Raw genomic sequence first — 16,970 nt, 5'->3', positions numbered from 1 at the left:
ATTATAAAAGTTAGGGAGAGTAATAATCTCCCTCGTAAAAATCAGGAGGAATTAAAATGAGAATAGTTGATGTAGTATGTTCAGCAGGAAAAACAGGTTTCTATTTTGATGACCAAAGAGCTATAAAAAATGGAGCAGGACATGATGGGTTTGCTTATATAGGGGAGCCAGTAACAGAAGGATTTACTTCAATTAGACAAGCTGGAGAAGCAATCTCTGTACAATTAATATTAGAAGATGGTCAAGTGGCGTTTGGAGATTGTGCAGCAGTGCAATATTCAGGTGCGGGTGGAAGAGATCCGTTATTCTTAGCTAAAGATTTTATTCCAGTAATTGAAAAAGAAATTGCTCCAAAGTTAATCGGAAAAGAGTTAGATAATTTTAAATCATTAGCTGAAGAGTTTGACGGAATGTTACTAGATGGAAAAAGATTGCATACTGCTATAAGATATGGAATTACTCAGGCTTTATTAGATGCTGTAGCAAAAGCTAGAAAAGTGACTATGGCTGAAGTTATTCAAAAAGACTATAATACAGGTTTAGAGATTTCAAAAAGACCTATATTCACTCAATCAGGAGATAACAGATATGAGAATGCAGACAAAATGATTATAAAATCTGCTGATGTTTTACCACACGCTTTGATAAATCATGTAGAAACAAAATTAGGTAAAAATGGAGAGTTACTACTTGAGTATGTTGGATGGTTAAGAGATAGAATAATTCACTTAAGAGATTCAGATGATTACACGCCTATTTTACATATAGATGTATACGGAACAATTGGAGCTGCATTTGATTGTGATACAACAAAAATGGCAGATTACTTACAGACATTAGTGGATGCGGCAAAACCTTTTAAATTAAGAATTGAAGGGCCTATGGACGTAGAGGATAGAGATAAACAAATTGAAGCTTTAGCGGCATTGACAGCTGAAGTGGATAGAAGAAACATGGGAATCGAGTTAGTTGCTGATGAGTGGTGTAACACTTATGAGGATATAGCAGCTTTTGCTGATGCTAAGGCTGGACACGTAGTTCAAATAAAAACTCCAGATTTAGGAGGGGTAAATAACATAGCGGATGCAATTCTTTACTGTAATAAAGTAGGAATTGGTTCTTACTGTGGAGGAACTTGTAACGAGACTAACAGATCAGCTGAAGTTACTACTAACATAGCTATGGCATGTGGAGCTCTTCAAGTTTTAGCAAAACCTGGAATGGGAGTTGACGAAGGATACATGATCGTATTCAACGAAATGAGCAGAGTAGAAGCTTTAGTAAACAGAAGAAAGTAATAGACTTTTAATTCTGGGAAAAGGTGGGGGTCTCCTACCTTTTCCTTTAATTTTATAGAAAATTCTAAGAGGTGAATAGAATGACGATAAATAAACCCGCTAAATGTGGAACACTGGAGTCTAATGATATATTTATAATGTTAACTCCAAGTGAAAATGGAATAGATATTGAGTTAGAAAGTGTTGTAGAAAAGCAATTTGGAAATCATATAAAGATGGTTATTGAAGAAAAGTTAAAAGAGATGGGAATTACTTCAATTTTAGTGAAAGCTCAAGATAAAGGGGCTTTAGATTATACAATAAGAGCTAGAATTGAGGGAGCTGTTAAAAGAGGTTGTTAAATATTCCTTTTAAGGTGAGGTGTTAATGTGAAGTTAAGAAGAACAATGTTATTTATGCCTGGAAATAACCCAGGTATGCTACAAACAGCAGATACATTTGGAGCGGATTCAGTAATATTTGATTTAGAAGATGCAGTTGCTCTAACAGAAAAAGATGCAGCAAGAATATTAGTAACAGAAGCTATGAGAACAATGAGTTATGGAGATACAGAGGTTGTGATAAGAATAAATCCATTATCATCTCCATTTGCGATGACAGATATAGATAAGATGGCTAGACTAAAGCCAGATGCAATATTGCTTCCAAAGGCTACTCCAGAAGATATGGCAATTTTGGAAAAAGAGCTAGAAAGAATTGAGGAAGAGGAAGGTATTGAGGTAGGAACTATAAAAGTTCATGCTTTAGTAGAAACAGCTTATGGAGTGGAAACTGTTTATGAAACAATAAAATCTTCTAAAAGAATTCAAGCTGTTTTACTAGGTGGAGAAGACTTAGCAGCAGATTTAGCAGTGAAGAGAACAAAGGATTCAGAGGAGTTATTCTATGCCAGAACAAAGGTTGTAAACGCTTGTAAGGCATTGAAGGTAGACGCAATAGATACACCTTTTACAGATACAAATGACTATGTGGGATTAGCAGCAGATTCGAGAAAAGCTAAGATGTTAGGATTCTCTGGAAAATTAGCTATAAATCCAAGGCAAATAGATACAATTCATGAAGTGTATTCTCCAACAAAGCAGGAGATAAGCCATGCTTTGAGAGTTATGGCAGCAAAAGAAGAAGCAGAAAAAGAAGGGTTAGGAGTGTTCTCTTTAGATGGAAAGATGGTTGACCTTCCAATTATAAATAGAGCTATCCAGACTTTAGAAATTGCTGAAATGATTGGATTATTAGATTAATTTAGAGTGAGGTGTTCTAATGAAAAATATTTTAGGAAGAGAAATTCCTGAATTTATAGAAGGGTATGGAGAAGTAAAACAATACAAAGGGTATCTTTCAAATAAAGATGGAGTAATAAAAAAGGATTTTAAATTTAAAACTATATCTTCTCAAGATTCAAAATTACATATGGATTTAAGTAAATTAATGGATAAATTACCATTGAAAGATGGGATGGTAGTTTCATTTCATCACCACTTAAGAAATGGGGATTTTGTTTTAAATATGGTAATGGAAGAGATTGCGAAAAGAGGGTATAAAGATGTAACGATAGCAGCAAGTTCGATATTCCCTTGTCATAAAGGCTTAGTAAAAATGATAGAAAATAGGGTAGTAACTCAAATATATGCAGCGTATATATCTGGACCAGTGGCTGAAGCTATATCTCAAGGAAAGTTAGAAAAACCTGCTATAATGCATACACATGGTGGAAGAGCAAGAATATTTGAATCAGGAGAGAGAACTATCGATATTGCATTTATGGCAGCTCCTACGAGTGATGAATATGGAAATATAAATGGTGTAGATGGAAAATCAGCTTGTGGAGCATTAGGATATGCTCATACAGATGCAGAGTTAGCAAATATAGTTGTAGCCATAACAGATAACTTAGTTGAATATCCAAACACAACAATTGAAATAAACCAAACTTTAGTGGATTATGTTTTAGTTGTAGATGCAATAGGAGATCCAAAAGGAATTGTGTCAGGAACAACTCAAATAACTAAAAATCCAATTGGATTAAAAGTTGCAGATTTAACAGCGAAATTTATTGAAGAATCTGGATATTTAAAAAATGGTATGAGTTTTCAAACTGGTGCAGGAGGGATTTCTCTAGCTGTGGCAGCACAGTTAAAAGATATAATGAAACAAAGGGAGATTTGTGGAAGTTTTGCATCTGGAGGAATAACAGGGTATATTGTTGACATGTATAAAGAGGGATTGTTCAAAGCTTTGTTTGATGTTCAGTGTTTTGATTTAGATGCTATAAAATCAGCTAAAGAAAATCCGGCACATATAACAATGTCAGCATCAATGTATGCGAATGCAAATAATAAAGGAGCTGTTGTAAACAAATTAGATGTTGTTATTTTGGGAGCAACAGAGATTGATACAAACTTTAATGTGAATGTAACAACAGGATCTAATGGAGTTATAATGGGAGGATCAGGTGGTCACTCTGATACTGCGGCAGGTTCAAAATTATGTATAATAGTATCACAACTAGTTAATTCAAGGATATCTGTTGTAAAAGATAAAGTCACAACATTGACTACACCAGGGGAAACAGTTGACATTCTTGTGACAGAAAGGGGAATAGCTATAAATCCTTTAAGAAAAGATTTGTTAGAAAAGTTTAAAAATTCAAAACTTCCGATAAAGACGATAGAAGAGTTAAGAGATATTGCTAGAGGAATGACTGGACAAGAAAATGATATTGAATTTGAAGATGAAATAGTTGCAGTTGTTGAATATAGAGATGGAACTGTCATAGATACAATCAAGAAAATAAAATAGTATTTTAGTGGAGAATATTTCTCCACTTTTTTTGTTTAAACAAGAATAAAATATTCTTAAATTTTTTATATAATAAAAATAAAAAATTCTTGCTTTTGGAATATAAATACTGTAATATATGTTTGGAAAGGTGGATATATGATTGAAAATATTATAAAAAGTTTGGAAAATAATTTGTCTGAAAGTGAGAAAGTGATTGCAATGTATGTGATCAAAAATAAAAAAATAATAGGAGAAATAACTTCAACGGAACTAGCTAAAAAAATTGGAGTAAGTCAATCATCTATTATAAAATTTATAAAAAAAATAGGTTTTTCAGGATACGTAGCATTTAAGTTGCAGTTAGAAAGGGATTTGGAACATAAAAAAAATTTATTAAAAAATAAAATTCATAGCGAAATAGATTTAGAAGATTCTTTGGAGGAGGTAACCAAAAAAACATTAGCAGAAACTGTAGAAGCTTTAAATACTACTGTAGGAGTGATTGATTATAAAAATTTTGAAACTATTATAGAAAAAATAAGAGAAAGTGGTCGTATTTTGATAATAGGTACGGGAATGTCATCAATTGTAGCTAGAGATTTGGAGCTAAAATTGATGAAGATAAAAATAGATACAGTTCACTATGAAAGTAAGCAAATGCAACTTATGAAACTTTCAACAATGGACGTTAATGATTTAATTATAGCAATCTCTCATAGAGGAGAAACCCAAGAAATTTTAGACGTTGTAGGTATAGCTAAGGAGATGAATATCTGTGTTATTTCAATAACTTCAATTGGTAAAAATACGCTTTCTTCCTTGAGTGATTATAATATTGGTGTTGTTTCCAAAGAAAGTATACTTAGAAGTTCGGCTATCTCATCTAGGATGGCACAGATGATAATATTGGATAGTATTTTTCTAAGATTGATGCAAAAAGATTATAAAAAAGTAAAAGAATACATAGATAGAAGTAAAAAAATAGTGGGATGGGTGGAGAAATAAATGGAAAAGATATTAGAAGGAAAAATGACAGAAACGAGAAATGTAAAAAGTATGAGAATGGATAGTATGGATGTAAAAGAGATTTTAATGCTTATAAATGAAGAGGATAAAAGAGTTCCTGAAAGTGTTCAGGAAGTTATTCCAGAGATTGAAAAAGCGGTGGAGCTAGTTATTGGAGCTTTTAATAATGGTGGAAGATTGATATATATGGGAGCTGGAACAAGTGGAAGATTGGGAGTTTTAGATGCTGTTGAATGTCCACCAACATTTGGTGTAGATAAGACAAAGGTGATGGGACTGATAGCAGGAGGGGAAAAAGCCTTTATAGAAGCACAGGAAGGGGCTGAAGATTCTAAGGAGTTAGCCGTAGAAGAATTGGATGGAATAGAATTAAAATCGAATGATATAGTTTGTGGGATAGCAGCTTCAGGAAGAACACCGTATGTAATAGGTGGAATTGAGTATGCAAAAAAAATGGGCTGTAAGACAATAGCAATCTCATGTAATAAAGGAAGTAAAATTGGGGAAATAGCAGATGTGGCGATAGAGGTGGAGGTGGGACCAGAGGTTTTAACAGGCTCTACTAGAATGAAAGCGGGAACGGCTCAAAAGTTAATTTTAAATATGATTAGTACAACTTCAATGACAGGAATAGGAAAAGTTTATGAAAATCTAATGGTAGATTTAAAAATTACTAATATAAAATTACAAGAAAGAGCGAAAAATAACGTAATGCAAATAACTGGATGTAGTTATGAGGTAGCTCAAGAGGCATTAGAAAAAGCTGGTAATCAAGTAAAAGTGGCTATTGTGATGGTTTTATTACAGTGTAATAAAGAGAAAGCGTTAGAAAGATTAAATGAATCAAGTGGATTCATAAGGGAAGCAATAAAATAATAGGGATGGGAGAGTAACATGGATAATCAATCAATTGCAAAAGCGATAATTGAAAAATTGGGCTCAAAAGATAATATAGCAGTTATAAATAACTGTATGACAAGGATAAGGGTTTCAGTTAAAGATGTTGAAAAAGTAGATTTTAAAAGTTTGGATGAGATTTCCGGAGTAATAAAAGTAATAAAGGATGATACAATTCAAGTTGTTGTGGGACCGGGAAAAAGTAAAAAAATAGCAGATGAGATGAAAAAACTTTGTGGGGAAATAGTAGTTGACAATGAAGAGTGGAAAAAGACAAAGGAGAACGTAAAATCAAAGCAGGGTAAATTCTCTTCAATATTGCGAAGAATGGCAAATATATTTATTCCACTAATTCCAGCTATAATAGGTGCGGGACTTTTAAATGGAATAGCAGGGTATTTTCAAAATGTGTATACAGCAGAGGGAATAAAAGATATGCCTATGTGGATAACTTTTTTTCAAACTTTAGGAAATGGATTATTTGCATATTTTGCAATATTTGTAGGTGTAAACTCAGCTAATGAATTTGGTGCAACACCTGCTCTAGGTGGAATTATTGGAGCGATAACGATAAGTTCAAATATAAATATATTTTCAAAAGCTTTAGGTTTGTATAATGCAGAGGTACCACTGAGCAGTATTTTAATTCCAGGAAAAGGTGGAATTATAGGGGTGATAATGGGTGTTGCAATTCTAGCTTGGGTTGAAAAACAGCTTAGAAAAATTATACCAGATTTTTTGGATTCAATTATAACGCCAACACTTGCCATATTGATAGTAGGAACATTAACAGTATTTATAATAATGCCTTTTTCAGGAGTGGCTTCAGATGTAATTATAAAAATATTTTCATTTTTTATAATGAGTGAAGGACCAATAGCAATAATAGGTGGATTTATATTAGCGTCATCTTTCCTATCGCTATTGATGGTAGGGTTACATCATGGATTGATACCGTTTTACATGGTTCAACTGACACAATTTGGAAGTATTTCACTATTTCCAATTCTTTGTATGGCAGGTGGAGGACAAATTGGTGGAGCAGCAGCAATCTATATAAAAGCAAAGCATAATAAAAAATTAAGAGATGTCATAAAAGCTGCTATGCCAGTTGCAATATTGGGAATTGGAGAGCCGATGCTTTATGGAGTGACACTTCCACTCGGAAAACCATTTGTAACAGCTTCAATAGCTGGTGGATTAGGTGGAGCATTTTTAGCAGCGACGAAAGTTCAAACAATAGCGTTTGGACCATCTGGGATAACGGCAATTCCATTAGTTGTACCAGGAAAAATTCTTTACTATATAATTGGACTAGGAATATCTTATGTAGCTGGATTTATAATAACATATTTCTTTGGAATTCCAAAGGATATAGAAGAAGCTGTATAATAGGGATAAAAAATTAAAAAAACTTCAAAACTTTTTCTTGAAAGTTTGTGTCTAAAAGATATAATAAAGAAAAAGTGTTATAAAAATAAATAATCCCCTCGTGTTAAAAGAACCTCTTATTTGGAGGTTCTTTTAATTTTCTTAATTAAAGGAAATATGGTAAAATTGAAAAAGAATAGATTAGGAGGGTGAGAGATGATTTTAAAATTTATAAATAAAATAAGAAATTATATTAATGAGTTACAATTGACTCACTTTTATAATCAAATGAAAGGAGCTTTAGAAAATTATAAGAGATCAAATTCAAATTTGTGGGCTAACACCTTGTGTTACTTTACAACATTATCTTTTATTCCAATTTTAGCAATAGCATTTAGTATAGGAAGATGGTTTGGAATAGATAACTATTACCTTAAAGAGCTTACAGAAAGTTCACCACTTAACGAAGAAACTGTAAGTCTTATATTAGAAACAACTCAGAATTTATTGCAAAATACAAGAAGTGGAATAATTGCAGGAGTTGGATTTCTATCGTTGGGCTGGGTTATAGTATTAATGTTTTCTGTGATTGAGAAGGCGTTAAATAGTATATGGGGAATTAGGCGAACGAGAGGTGTTTTCAGAAAAGTAAGTGACTACTTTATCGTTTTTCTAATGTTGCCGGTGAGTATCATTGGAGCCAACATATTGACTAGTTTAAAAATTGATATATTTTATAGTGACTATATTATACAACTAATTGCACCGTATTTGGCTCTATGGATATTTTTTATATTTTTTTATACAGTTTTACCAAATACAAAGGTGAATCTAGTGCCAACTATCTGGAGTAGCTTTATAGTTTCATTTTTATTGAATCAAAGTAATATGCTTTTAGTAAAATTACAGATAATAATAACGACATATAATAAGATTTATGGAAGTTTTTCAGTTCTTTTACTTTCTTTAATATGGTTAAAAATTGTATGGTTTTTAATTTTACTAGGAGCACATTTTTCATATATTTTACAAAATAGAGATAACTTGGGAAAAATTGGAATAATAAAAAAGATAAATTTTATTTCGAAGTATAGGGTAACTGAGCAAGTATTACTGCTGTTAATGGAAAACTATCTAAAAAATGATAAGGCTATATCAGCTATGGAAATATCCGAAAACCTAAGAATTCCAATGGAGTTTACTAGAGATATTTTGGGTATGCTAAAAACAATGGGGTATATTTTGGCAACTGAGTGTGAAACAACAGATGAAAAAAGTTATAAACTTACTATGAGTATTGAAGTAATCACTTTGAAAAAATTGTATGAAGATATGGAGAATTATGGTGAAAACTACATAATAGAGGAAGTGAAATTTAATGAAAATTTAAAACTATATGAATATTTCAAAAATATTTGATTGACAAACTTTTTAAAATATAATATATTCTTCTTACGAATGTGATGTAGGAGGGGTTTATGAAAAGTAAAATAAGCGATATGTTAACGAATGATGAGAAAATATCTTTAGGTAAAATCGCAAAAGAGTTGGGAATTTCAATGCTTGAAGTTTTAAGAGAAGCGCCAACTGTGAGAAAGTATGATGTAGAAAGAATAGATGAACTATTTAACACTTTAAGAGAATGGGAAAAAGTATTTCTATTAGTTGTCACGCCAAATTTTGTTTTAGAGATTCAAGATAAGTTTCCAAAAGGATTCTATGCTCATGGTTTTTTAAATTTTCATGACAAAGATTCAGCGATAGGGGGACATTTGAGTGTTGGAAAGATAAAAGAAATTTTCTTAGTGAAGGATATAATGTTTGGAAGAGAAAGTTACTCTATAAAATTTTTTGCTGAGGATGAGAAAGAAATATTTGCAGTGTATGTTCCAAGAGATGAGAAAAAAGAACTTATAAAAGAGTGTTTAGAGAGTTTTCAAAGTTTATAAAATTTAAACAGCTTAAGCCTTATATTATAAGAGGTTTAAGCTGTTTATTTTTTGCTAAATCTATTTTTACTTACATTGAGAAAGGATATTTAATGCAAATTGAGTAGCATTATCTAAATCTAATTGATCAGGATGAGATTTAGCATCTTCCCATCTTTGTCTTCTCTCTTCATTAGGCGACATCTTATGATCAGATGGGAGTGTAGATAACCAAGAGATTAATTTTGGGTCGATAGCTCCTTGACAAAAGTAACCTCCAAGGACATTATTGTTATTATTTTTTAACAAAGTTTCAATATTTTTGACGCAGCCTTTAGCATGATCCGAGTGAGGGTATGCTCCTAAAGTAAAAAAGTAAGCGACATTTTTGTCAAAAATTTGTTTCGCTAAAGTTAATGATATTTGGTCAAAAGTGGCTCTATCAATCCAACCACCTACAAAAATTAAATCGTAATCTAAGTTTATAATTTCAGAGATTGGTAAAAGAGTAGCAGTTGGAATACCCCTATGAATAGCTTGAGCTATTTTTTCTGTGTTTCCAGTTTTTGATGAATATGTAATAAGTATTTTCATAAAATTAAAATCCTCCCATTATTTTTGATTAAATTTGAACTCTTTATAAAAGTATAATTTTATTGGCTTGTCATTTAAAGTTACAGGAGTCAATTTCCACTTATTTAAAGTTTTTTCGACTTCTCTTTGGAAACCTAAATTATCTTTATCGTTATAAAATTTGATATCTTCAATTTCACCGTTGAATCCGACAAGAAATCTCACTTTGATAGACACTTCTTTACCATAAGATATTCTTTTAGCAGCTAGAGGGTACTCTGGGTCAGGTTGGGAAATAAAAGAATATTTAAGTCCTTGAACTCCTTGATTTTTAGCAGCAAAAACTCCATGTGAAAGTTCAATTAAATCACTATTGTTGCTATTAGTAGGGGTGTCAGTATTTTGTAAAGCTTTCGCTTCTTTATTAGATTCAGTTTTCTTTTTTTCTAAAGATTTTTTAGGTTTGCTGACTTTCTTTTTTACTTCAACTTTGGGTTCCTCTTTTTTAGGTTCATCTTTTGGTATATCGACTATTTCTTTTGTTTTCTCTTCTGTTATTTCTTTGGCTATTTCTTCTTTAATCTCTTCTAAAGGAGCATTTAATTGAGAAGCATCAGTTTCTTGTGAAAAATTAAAATTAACTGAGATAGCCGGAGCCGAAAAATCATTTCCAATATTTTCAATTTCAAAATTTTTATTTGAATCTAAAGAAAAACCAAAAATAAAAATAGCTATATGTAAAACTATTGAAAAAATAAAAAACTTCATAATTCCTCCAAAAAATAAGTAGTTAATCCATAACGATTATAACAAAAAATATTTTAATTATCAAATTATTTATAAAAAAATACTTTGCCTAAAAAATATATTGACTATTTAGAATAAAATCAATATAATAACTTTGAATGTCAAAATATTTAAGTTTAGGAGGGAATGGATGATAGATATAATTAAAGCAGGAGGACCGTTGATGGCTGTGATAATATTCTTATCTGTAGCAGGTCTTAGTGTGATATTGGAAAGAGGATATTATTTTTTCAAAAATGAAAAAGACAATGGAGAACTTTTAATAAATCATCTAGAAAAATTTATCAAAAACAATGAGAGAGAGAGAGCTATAAAGACTTGCGATTGTTTTAAAAATACATCAGCTAAAGTTATGAAAACAATTTTAATAGAATATAACGGTGAAAAAATGAACTGTTGTACTTATGATTATTTGGAGGAAAAAGCAAGAGAGTGCGCTTTAAGAGAAATGCCAAAATTGGAAAAAAATATGTGGATTTTAGCTTTAGCAGCGAATGTTACTCCTTTAGCTGGTTTGTTAGGAACTGTAACAGGGATGATTGGAGCGTTCACAGCCATGTCAAAATATGGAGCAGGTGATCCAACAGTTTTAGCTTTTGGAATTTCTCAGGCATTGATAACCACAGCATCAGGTCTAATAGTGGCGATACCAGCTTTAATATTTTATAACTTTTATCAGAAAAAAATTGAAAAAGCATTGGTTGATATGGAAAAAAATGTAGTGGAATTTATAAATATTTTAAGAAAGATGTAGGGATGTAGTATGTTTAAATCAAAGGGATTTATGAATTATCAGAGAAAGCAACTAACACCCGATTTAACTCCGTTAATCGACGTGGTATTTTTATTGTTAATATTTTTTATGGTTGCTACAACATTTGATGATATGAAAGGAATGAAGATAGATTTACCTAAATCTGAAATCTCTGAAATAACTGAAGCTGTTGATAAGATATCAATTTTAGTTGCAAATAATGGAGAATTAAAAATAAAGATAGATAAGCAAAAAGAGAGTTCTATAGTGGATGTGACGAAAGATGAATTACAGGAAAGAGTAAAAAACATAGTTTTAACGATGGAAAATAAAAGAGTGGCAATACTAGCTGATAGAGGAATTGACTACGGGGATGTAGTAGATATAATGTCGGACATAAAGTTGGCAGGGGCACAAGCAATAGATATAGAAACTAAAGGGAAGTGAGTAAATAATGCATTTTGAAACAAGGTATAAGAGTCACCATAACTCGAGTGGATTAATAGGTAAATATTATCCTCAAAGGAGAGTTACTGAGGAAGAGTTTTTAGAAAAATTAAAAGAAGAACCAAAAGATGTCCCAAGAGCAATATACGTCCATACGCCATATTGTGATAAAATTTGTTCGTTTTGTAATTTGAATAGAGAGCAACTGAGTGAAAGTTTAGATTCTTATGCAGACTATATTGTTAGTGAGTTTGATAGGTACGGAGAATACAGATACTTTAAGGAAAAAAGTGTAGATGTAATATATTTTGGTGGGGGAACACCGACAGTTTATAGAAGCGAACAATTGGAAAGCATACTTCAAAGTGTCAATAGAAATATAAAATTTTCTAAAGAGTATGAATTTACTTTAGAAACAACATTGCATAACTTAAATGATGAAAAAATAGAGTTGATGAATAGATATGGAGTCAATAGATTATCTGTGGGAATTCAAAGCTTTTCAGATGAAGGAAGAAAATTTTACAACAGAACATATTCTAAAAATGAAGTAACGGAGAGATTAATCCAACTGAAAGATAAATTTAACGGTGAGGTCTGCATAGATATTATCTATAACTACCCAGAACAGAGGATAGAGGATGTTATAGAGGATGCCAGAATCATAAAAAAATTGGATTTAGGAAGTTCAAGTTTTTATTCATTAATGGTGCATGAAGGGTCCACGCTTTCCCATGATATTAAAGACGAAAAAGTTAAAATTCAAGAGGATTTGAAGAGAGAAAGAGAACTTCATGATGCTTTTATAAGAGAACTGACAAAAGATGGGGAATATTATATTTTGGAGCTAACAAAGATAGCAAAAAAAGGAAGAGATAAATATAAGTATATAAAAACTAGAAATTTTGGTGGAGATACATTTCCAATCGGAGTTGGAGCTGGAGGAAATGTTGATAATATCTCTATTTTTAGGATGAAAAAAGAGATGTCAATGTTTGTTGAAAAAAGTGATTATCAACAAAGATTGGATAAGTTTAGTGGACTATTTCAGTTCCCACAAGTGAGTAAAAATGTAGTGAATGAACTTTTAACTCCTGAAGAAAAAGTAATTTTTGAAGAGATAGTCTCGAATTTGAAAGACAATAACTTTATATTTGAAACGAATGAGCATTATACTTTGACAGAAGATGGTTTATTTTGGGGTAACAATATATCTAGAGAAATTTTAACTACAGTTGTTGAGAAGACTTTAGGAACAATAAAAAAGTAATGGAGAGGGATTAAAAATTATGAACAAAAGAATAGCAATATTAAGTCTAGTAGTGACAGCTTTAAGTTATTCAAATGACGACTTTTTTTATGAAGAAGCTAATAAAGGGGTAAAATTAAGTGAAAGTGTAATTTCGACTACGGGGTTTGAAACAGCACAGAGAAATATCACAAACACAGTGACAGTTGTTACGGCTAAAGACATTGAGGAAAAGAATTATCAAACTGTATCGGAAGCACTAAAAGATGTACCAAGTGTAAATTTGATAGGAGATCCAAAAGACCCTATAATCGATATGAGGGGTCAAGGAAGTAAAGCAACAGCGAACGTGCAAGTTTTAATAGATGGGGTGAGTGTAAATCTATTAGACACATCTCATGCAAAAACTCCAATCAATACAGTTCCAGTTGAAAATATTGAAAAAATTGAGGTTATTCCAGGTGGCGGAGCCATCCTTTATGGAAGTGGAACAAGAGGAGGAATAATAAATATTGTAACAAAATCTGGAGCAGGTTATACAGGAGGTTCAGTTTCGGGAGAGTTAAATACTTTTGGTGGAAAAAAAGGTGAGGTTTCTTATGGAACAACAGTTGGAGATTTAGGTATAAATATTAATTATACTAAAAATGATTATAAAGGATTTAGAGATGGAGATGAATCGGACTCGGAATATTTTGAAGGAAGTTTAAAATATAAAATTGATGATAGACAAAACTTTACTTTTAAATATTCAAGATACAAAGATGATGCAACATCACCAAGAGCTCTTACGAAAGGTATGCTATCAAATCCTAAAAACAATGGTCTTGTTGGTAAATATGATGAGTTAATTGTCAATAATACTAAAAAAGATGAATTTACGGGAAAATATGAGTTTAACTTTAATGAAAAAGTAACTTTAGATTTAGTTGGATTTTACCAAAAAACAGATATATACAATAAGAATAATTACGAAAAAATGGGATATAGTGTTAAGAATTATATGGATTATACTGATGAAAAAGTAGGCTTTAAACCGAAATTAAAAATTAGCTATGGTGAAGCAAGTAGTTTAATTTTAGGGTACGATTATATTAATAATAACTTAAAAAGAGATAGCAAAATGGATATGTTTAGCTCAGAGAAGTATAAAAATGATTTAACTAAAGATACTCATAGCGTATTTGTTTTAAATAGAAATGCAATCGGTAAATTTGAATTTACTCAAGGTGTAAGATATGAATATGCGGATTATAAAACTGATAGAGCGTACTTAAAAAATTCTTTGTCAAATGGGACAACTACATCAAGTACAACTATAAACAGAAAAACAACTATGGAGAATGTGGCTTATGAGTTAGTAGGAAATTACTTATATTCTGAGACGGGAAATATATATTTAAAAGGAGAAAAAGGTTTTACATCTCCGACACCATCACAGTTAGTGGATAAAATAGATGGAGTATATGTCAATAATGATTTGGATTCAGAAACGTATATAACATATGAAACTGGTTTCAAAGATTATATCTTTGGAAGCTTTGTGAGTGGAGCAATATATTTGACTGAAACAAAGGATGAAATAGCGACAGAAAATTATACTGGAATGAATTTTAGAAACTACAATATTGGAAAAACAAGAAGGTATGGTTTAGAGTTAAATGCGGAACAATATTTTGGAAAGTTAACAGTGAGAGAGGGATATGCTTTGGTTAAAACAAAGATATTGAAAGACCAAGATAAGATGATTGAAGGAAATGAGATAGCGGATGTTCCAACAAATAGATTTAATATTGCATTAGATTATGAAATAACTTCGAAAGTTAATGTCATTTGGGATACAGTATATTCATCTGGATATTATTTGAATAATCAGAATACAGAAGGTAAGCAAAATGAAAATATTGTAACAAATTTAACATTAAATTATAAGCCAGTTGAAAATTTAAGAGTATACACAGGAATCAATAATATATTTAATGAGAAGTATTATAACTCTATAAGTTCAGATTCTAAAGAGTACAATCCAGCTGCAGAGAGAAGTTTTTATGCAGGATTTAAGTATAATTTCTAAAAAATAGGAGAATTAATATGAAAAAATATGTACCGTTAATGTTAATTCTGGGAATAATACTAACAGGAACACTTTCTATTGGATTAGGAAGTGTTTCTGTATCATTGGAACAGTTATTTTCCATTAGTACAGCACCAGATTACATAAAAACAATAATTTACGATATAAGACTGCCAAGAATAGTGATGGCACTATTGATAGGAATGATGCTTTCATCAAGTGGTGTGGTTGTTCAAGCTGTATTTCAAAATCCGTTGGCGGATCCATATATAATAGGAATAGCAGCAAGTGCTACATTTGGAGCTGTAATAGCATATGTGTTTCAACTGCCTGATATATTTTATGGAGTGTTAGCATTTTTATCATGCTTAATAAGTACTTTTATTATATTTAAACTATCCAATAGAAGCGGTAAGGTTGAAATAACAACTCTTTTGATAGTAGGAATAGCTGTATCTGCTTTTATAGGAGCTTTTACCTCTTTTGCTATGTATTTAATAGGCGAGGAGTCTTTTAAAATAACTATGTGGTTGATGGGGTATTTAGGTGGAGCAACTTGGACAAAGGTATCGCTTTTAATTCTTCCATTGGTTTTTTCATTGATATTTTTCTATCTGCAAAGAAATCAATTGGACGCTTTGTTATCAGGTGATGAAGAAGCAAATTCTTTAGGAGTTGACGTTCACATATTAAAAGCTAAAATATTGACTGTATCAGCATTAGTTGTGGCATTTTCAGTTGCTTTTTCGGGGATGATTGGATTTGTTGGATTAATTGTACCACATTCAATAAGAATGCTAGTAGGTCCGTCAAATTCTAGATTGATTCCAAATGCAGCTTTAGCGGGAGGATTTTTTCTGCTAATTTGTGATACGATAGGAAGATTATTTTTAGCACCTGTAGAAATTCCAATAGGAGTTGTTACAGCATTCTTTGGAGCTCCGTTCTTTTTATACTTAGCATTTAAGGCTAGAGGAGGGAACTGATGGGTGTGAGAGTGAATAATTTGTCGTTTTCATATGGGGAAAGACAGATTTTAAAAAAGTTAAAAGTCAATATAGCTAAAGGAAAAATGACAGGGATATTAGGACCAAATGGCTGTGGTAAATCAACCTTCCTAAAAAATATATTGGGATATTTGAATCCAAATGAAGGAGAGGTTGTATTCAACGGAAAAGAAACAAGTCGACTATCTAAAAAAGAAAAAGCTAAATTGGTATCATTAGTTCCTCAAAAATCAAATTTGATGACAAATATGTCGGTAAAAGATTTTGTATTGATGGGAAGATTACCCCATTTGAAATCTGATTGGGCAGGATATTCGTATGAAGACAAAAAAAAAGTTGAGGATAATTTAAAGTTCTTGGGTTTGGAAAGGTTTTCTGAAAGAGTGGCCATTAGTCTTTCAGGAGGAGAGTTTCAAAGGGTTCTGTTAGCGAGAGCTTTAACTCAGGATCCAGAGATATTATTATTAGATGAACCAACTTCAGCACTGGATTTGAACCATGCAGTTGAATTGTTAAATAAGGTGAAAAGTTTAGTATCTGAAAAATCTTTAACAGGAGTAGCTGTTTTACATGATTTGAATTTGGCAGCTATGTTTTGTGATGAGCTTATAATGATGAAAGATGGAGAGATAAAATATCAAGGAGCACCACTAGAAGTATTAACAGAAGAAAATTTAAAAGAAGTTTATAATTTAAAAGCCAAAGTTATAAAGGATGAAAGTGGAATTCCATATGTTATCCCATTAGTTTAGGAGGAA

17 protein-coding genes are annotated in these 16,970 nt (G+C 31.4%); 15 read left to right on the top strand and 2 right to left on the bottom strand.

All coding sequences use genetic code 11. The features are described from left to right. Window positions 1–56: 56 nt before the first annotated feature. From ACWI69_RS00300 to hutX, 9 genes are all read left to right on the top strand, one after another. Window positions 57–1,298 carry a methylaspartate ammonia-lyase gene (locus tag ACWI69_RS00300; RefSeq protein ID WP_448819873.1) on the top strand — a complete coding sequence of 414 codons (1,242 nt, stop codon included), beginning with the start codon at window positions 57–59 and terminating at the stop codon, window positions 1,296–1,298. Between the two features lie 80 nt (window positions 1,299–1,378). Beyond that, window positions 1,379–1,639 (top strand): citrate lyase acyl carrier protein, encoded by a 261-nt coding sequence (gene citD, locus ACWI69_RS00295; RefSeq protein WP_448819872.1) that lies wholly within the window; start codon window positions 1,379–1,381, stop codon window positions 1,637–1,639. Between the two features lie 27 nt (window positions 1,640–1,666). Continuing rightward, window positions 1,667–2,539 (top strand): HpcH/HpaI aldolase/citrate lyase family protein, encoded by an 873-nt coding sequence (locus ACWI69_RS00290; RefSeq protein ID WP_448819871.1) that lies wholly within the window; start codon window positions 1,667–1,669, stop codon window positions 2,537–2,539. Between the two features lie 19 nt (window positions 2,540–2,558). Next, window positions 2,559–4,097, top strand: a complete 1,539-nt coding sequence (gene citF, locus ACWI69_RS00285) for a citrate lyase subunit alpha (protein WP_448819870.1) — start codon at window positions 2,559–2,561, stop codon at window positions 4,095–4,097. Between the two features lie 138 nt (window positions 4,098–4,235). Beyond that, entirely contained in the window at window positions 4,236–5,084 is an 849-nt protein-coding gene (locus ACWI69_RS00280) for a MurR/RpiR family transcriptional regulator (protein ID WP_448819869.1), read from the top strand. Further along, window positions 5,085–5,981 (top strand): N-acetylmuramic acid 6-phosphate etherase, encoded by an 897-nt coding sequence (murQ, locus tag ACWI69_RS00275; protein ID WP_448819868.1) that lies wholly within the window; start codon window positions 5,085–5,087, stop codon window positions 5,979–5,981. A gap of 18 nt (window positions 5,982–5,999) precedes the next feature. Beyond that, window positions 6,000–7,394 (top strand): PTS transporter subunit EIIC, encoded by a 1,395-nt coding sequence (locus tag ACWI69_RS00270; RefSeq protein ID WP_448819867.1) that lies wholly within the window; start codon window positions 6,000–6,002, stop codon window positions 7,392–7,394. Between the two features lie 195 nt (window positions 7,395–7,589). Beyond that, the gene (locus ACWI69_RS00265; protein WP_448819866.1) at window positions 7,590–8,792 is read left to right on the top strand and encodes a YihY/virulence factor BrkB family protein; all 1,203 of its coding nucleotides are present in this window, start codon (window positions 7,590–7,592) and stop codon (window positions 8,790–8,792) included. Between the two features lie 59 nt (window positions 8,793–8,851). After that, on the top strand, window positions 8,852–9,322 hold the full coding sequence (gene hutX, locus ACWI69_RS00260) for a heme utilization cystosolic carrier protein HutX (protein ID WP_448819865.1): 471 nt from the start codon (window positions 8,852–8,854) through the stop codon (window positions 9,320–9,322). A 66-nt stretch (window positions 9,323–9,388) separates the two neighbouring features. Here hutX and ACWI69_RS00255 read toward each other — a convergent pair whose 3' ends face one another. Both ACWI69_RS00255 and ACWI69_RS00250 read right to left on the bottom strand, forming a co-directional pair. Next, entirely contained in the window at window positions 9,389–9,895 is a 507-nt protein-coding gene (locus ACWI69_RS00255; protein WP_448819864.1) for a flavodoxin family protein, read from the bottom strand. An 18-nt stretch (window positions 9,896–9,913) separates the two neighbouring features. Next, entirely contained in the window at window positions 9,914–10,642 is a 729-nt protein-coding gene (locus ACWI69_RS00250; protein ID WP_448819863.1) for an energy transducer TonB, read from the bottom strand. A gap of 169 nt (window positions 10,643–10,811) precedes the next feature. On the opposite strand from ACWI69_RS00250, the gene ACWI69_RS00245 reads away from it, so the two are divergent. The 6 genes from ACWI69_RS00245 to ACWI69_RS00220 are packed head-to-tail and all read left to right on the top strand — an operon-like array spanning window position 10,812 to window position 16,964. Beyond that, complete coding sequence (locus ACWI69_RS00245) at window positions 10,812–11,435, top strand: MotA/TolQ/ExbB proton channel family protein (protein ID WP_448819862.1); 624 nt, start codon at window positions 10,812–10,814, stop codon at window positions 11,433–11,435. 9 nt (window positions 11,436–11,444) lie between these two features. Continuing rightward, a complete protein-coding gene (locus ACWI69_RS00240) occupies window positions 11,445–11,882 on the top strand; it encodes an ExbD/TolR family protein (protein ID WP_448819861.1) in 438 nt (145 codons plus the stop codon). Window positions 11,883–11,889: 7 nt separating this feature from the next. After that, entirely contained in the window at window positions 11,890–13,152 is a 1,263-nt protein-coding gene (locus tag ACWI69_RS00235; protein WP_448819860.1) for a radical SAM protein, read from the top strand. Between the two features lie 19 nt (window positions 13,153–13,171). Next, window positions 13,172–15,205, top strand: coding sequence for a TonB-dependent receptor (locus ACWI69_RS00230; protein WP_448819859.1), 2,034 nt, complete (start codon window positions 13,172–13,174; stop codon window positions 15,203–15,205). A gap of 17 nt (window positions 15,206–15,222) precedes the next feature. Then, on the top strand, window positions 15,223–16,191 hold the full coding sequence (locus ACWI69_RS00225) for a FecCD family ABC transporter permease (protein WP_448819858.1): 969 nt from the start codon (window positions 15,223–15,225) through the stop codon (window positions 16,189–16,191). Beyond that, a complete protein-coding gene (locus tag ACWI69_RS00220) occupies window positions 16,191–16,964 on the top strand; it encodes an ABC transporter ATP-binding protein (RefSeq protein ID WP_448819857.1) in 774 nt (257 codons plus the stop codon). Before ACWI69_RS00225 ends, ACWI69_RS00220 begins: the two co-directional genes overlap by 1 nt. The last annotated feature ends 6 nt before the right edge of the window (window positions 16,965–16,970 follow it).

The organism is Cetobacterium sp., from assembly GCF_977044495.1.
This window is presented reverse-complemented; position numbering and strand designations above follow the sequence as displayed.

Coding starts and splice junctions, on each gene's coding strand:
- ACWI69_RS00300 (WP_448819873.1), top strand. CDS start 57: ATGAGAATAGTTGATGTAGTATGTTCAGCAGGAAAAACAGGTTTCTAT.
- ACWI69_RS00230 (WP_448819859.1), top strand. CDS start 13,172: ATGAACAAAAGAATAGCAATATTAAGTCTAGTAGTGACAGCTTTAAGT.
- ACWI69_RS00245 (WP_448819862.1), top strand. CDS start 10,812: ATGATAGATATAATTAAAGCAGGAGGACCGTTGATGGCTGTGATAATA.
- ACWI69_RS00225 (WP_448819858.1), top strand. CDS start 15,223: ATGAAAAAATATGTACCGTTAATGTTAATTCTGGGAATAATACTAACA.
- ACWI69_RS00280 (WP_448819869.1), top strand. CDS start 4,236: ATGATTGAAAATATTATAAAAAGTTTGGAAAATAATTTGTCTGAAAGT.
- ACWI69_RS00270 (WP_448819867.1), top strand. CDS start 6,000: ATGGATAATCAATCAATTGCAAAAGCGATAATTGAAAAATTGGGCTCA.
- ACWI69_RS00235 (WP_448819860.1), top strand. CDS start 11,890: ATGCATTTTGAAACAAGGTATAAGAGTCACCATAACTCGAGTGGATTA.
- ACWI69_RS00220 (WP_448819857.1), top strand. CDS start 16,191: ATGGGTGTGAGAGTGAATAATTTGTCGTTTTCATATGGGGAAAGACAG.
- ACWI69_RS00250 (WP_448819863.1), bottom strand. CDS start 10,642: ATGAAGTTTTTTATTTTTTCAATAGTTTTACATATAGCTATTTTTATT.
- murQ (WP_448819868.1), top strand. CDS start 5,085: ATGGAAAAGATATTAGAAGGAAAAATGACAGAAACGAGAAATGTAAAA.
- hutX (WP_448819865.1), top strand. CDS start 8,852: ATGAAAAGTAAAATAAGCGATATGTTAACGAATGATGAGAAAATATCT.
- ACWI69_RS00265 (WP_448819866.1), top strand. CDS start 7,590: ATGATTTTAAAATTTATAAATAAAATAAGAAATTATATTAATGAGTTA.
- ACWI69_RS00240 (WP_448819861.1), top strand. CDS start 11,445: ATGTTTAAATCAAAGGGATTTATGAATTATCAGAGAAAGCAACTAACA.
- citD (WP_448819872.1), top strand. CDS start 1,379: ATGACGATAAATAAACCCGCTAAATGTGGAACACTGGAGTCTAATGAT.
- citF (WP_448819870.1), top strand. CDS start 2,559: ATGAAAAATATTTTAGGAAGAGAAATTCCTGAATTTATAGAAGGGTAT.
- ACWI69_RS00255 (WP_448819864.1), bottom strand. CDS start 9,895: ATGAAAATACTTATTACATATTCATCAAAAACTGGAAACACAGAAAAA.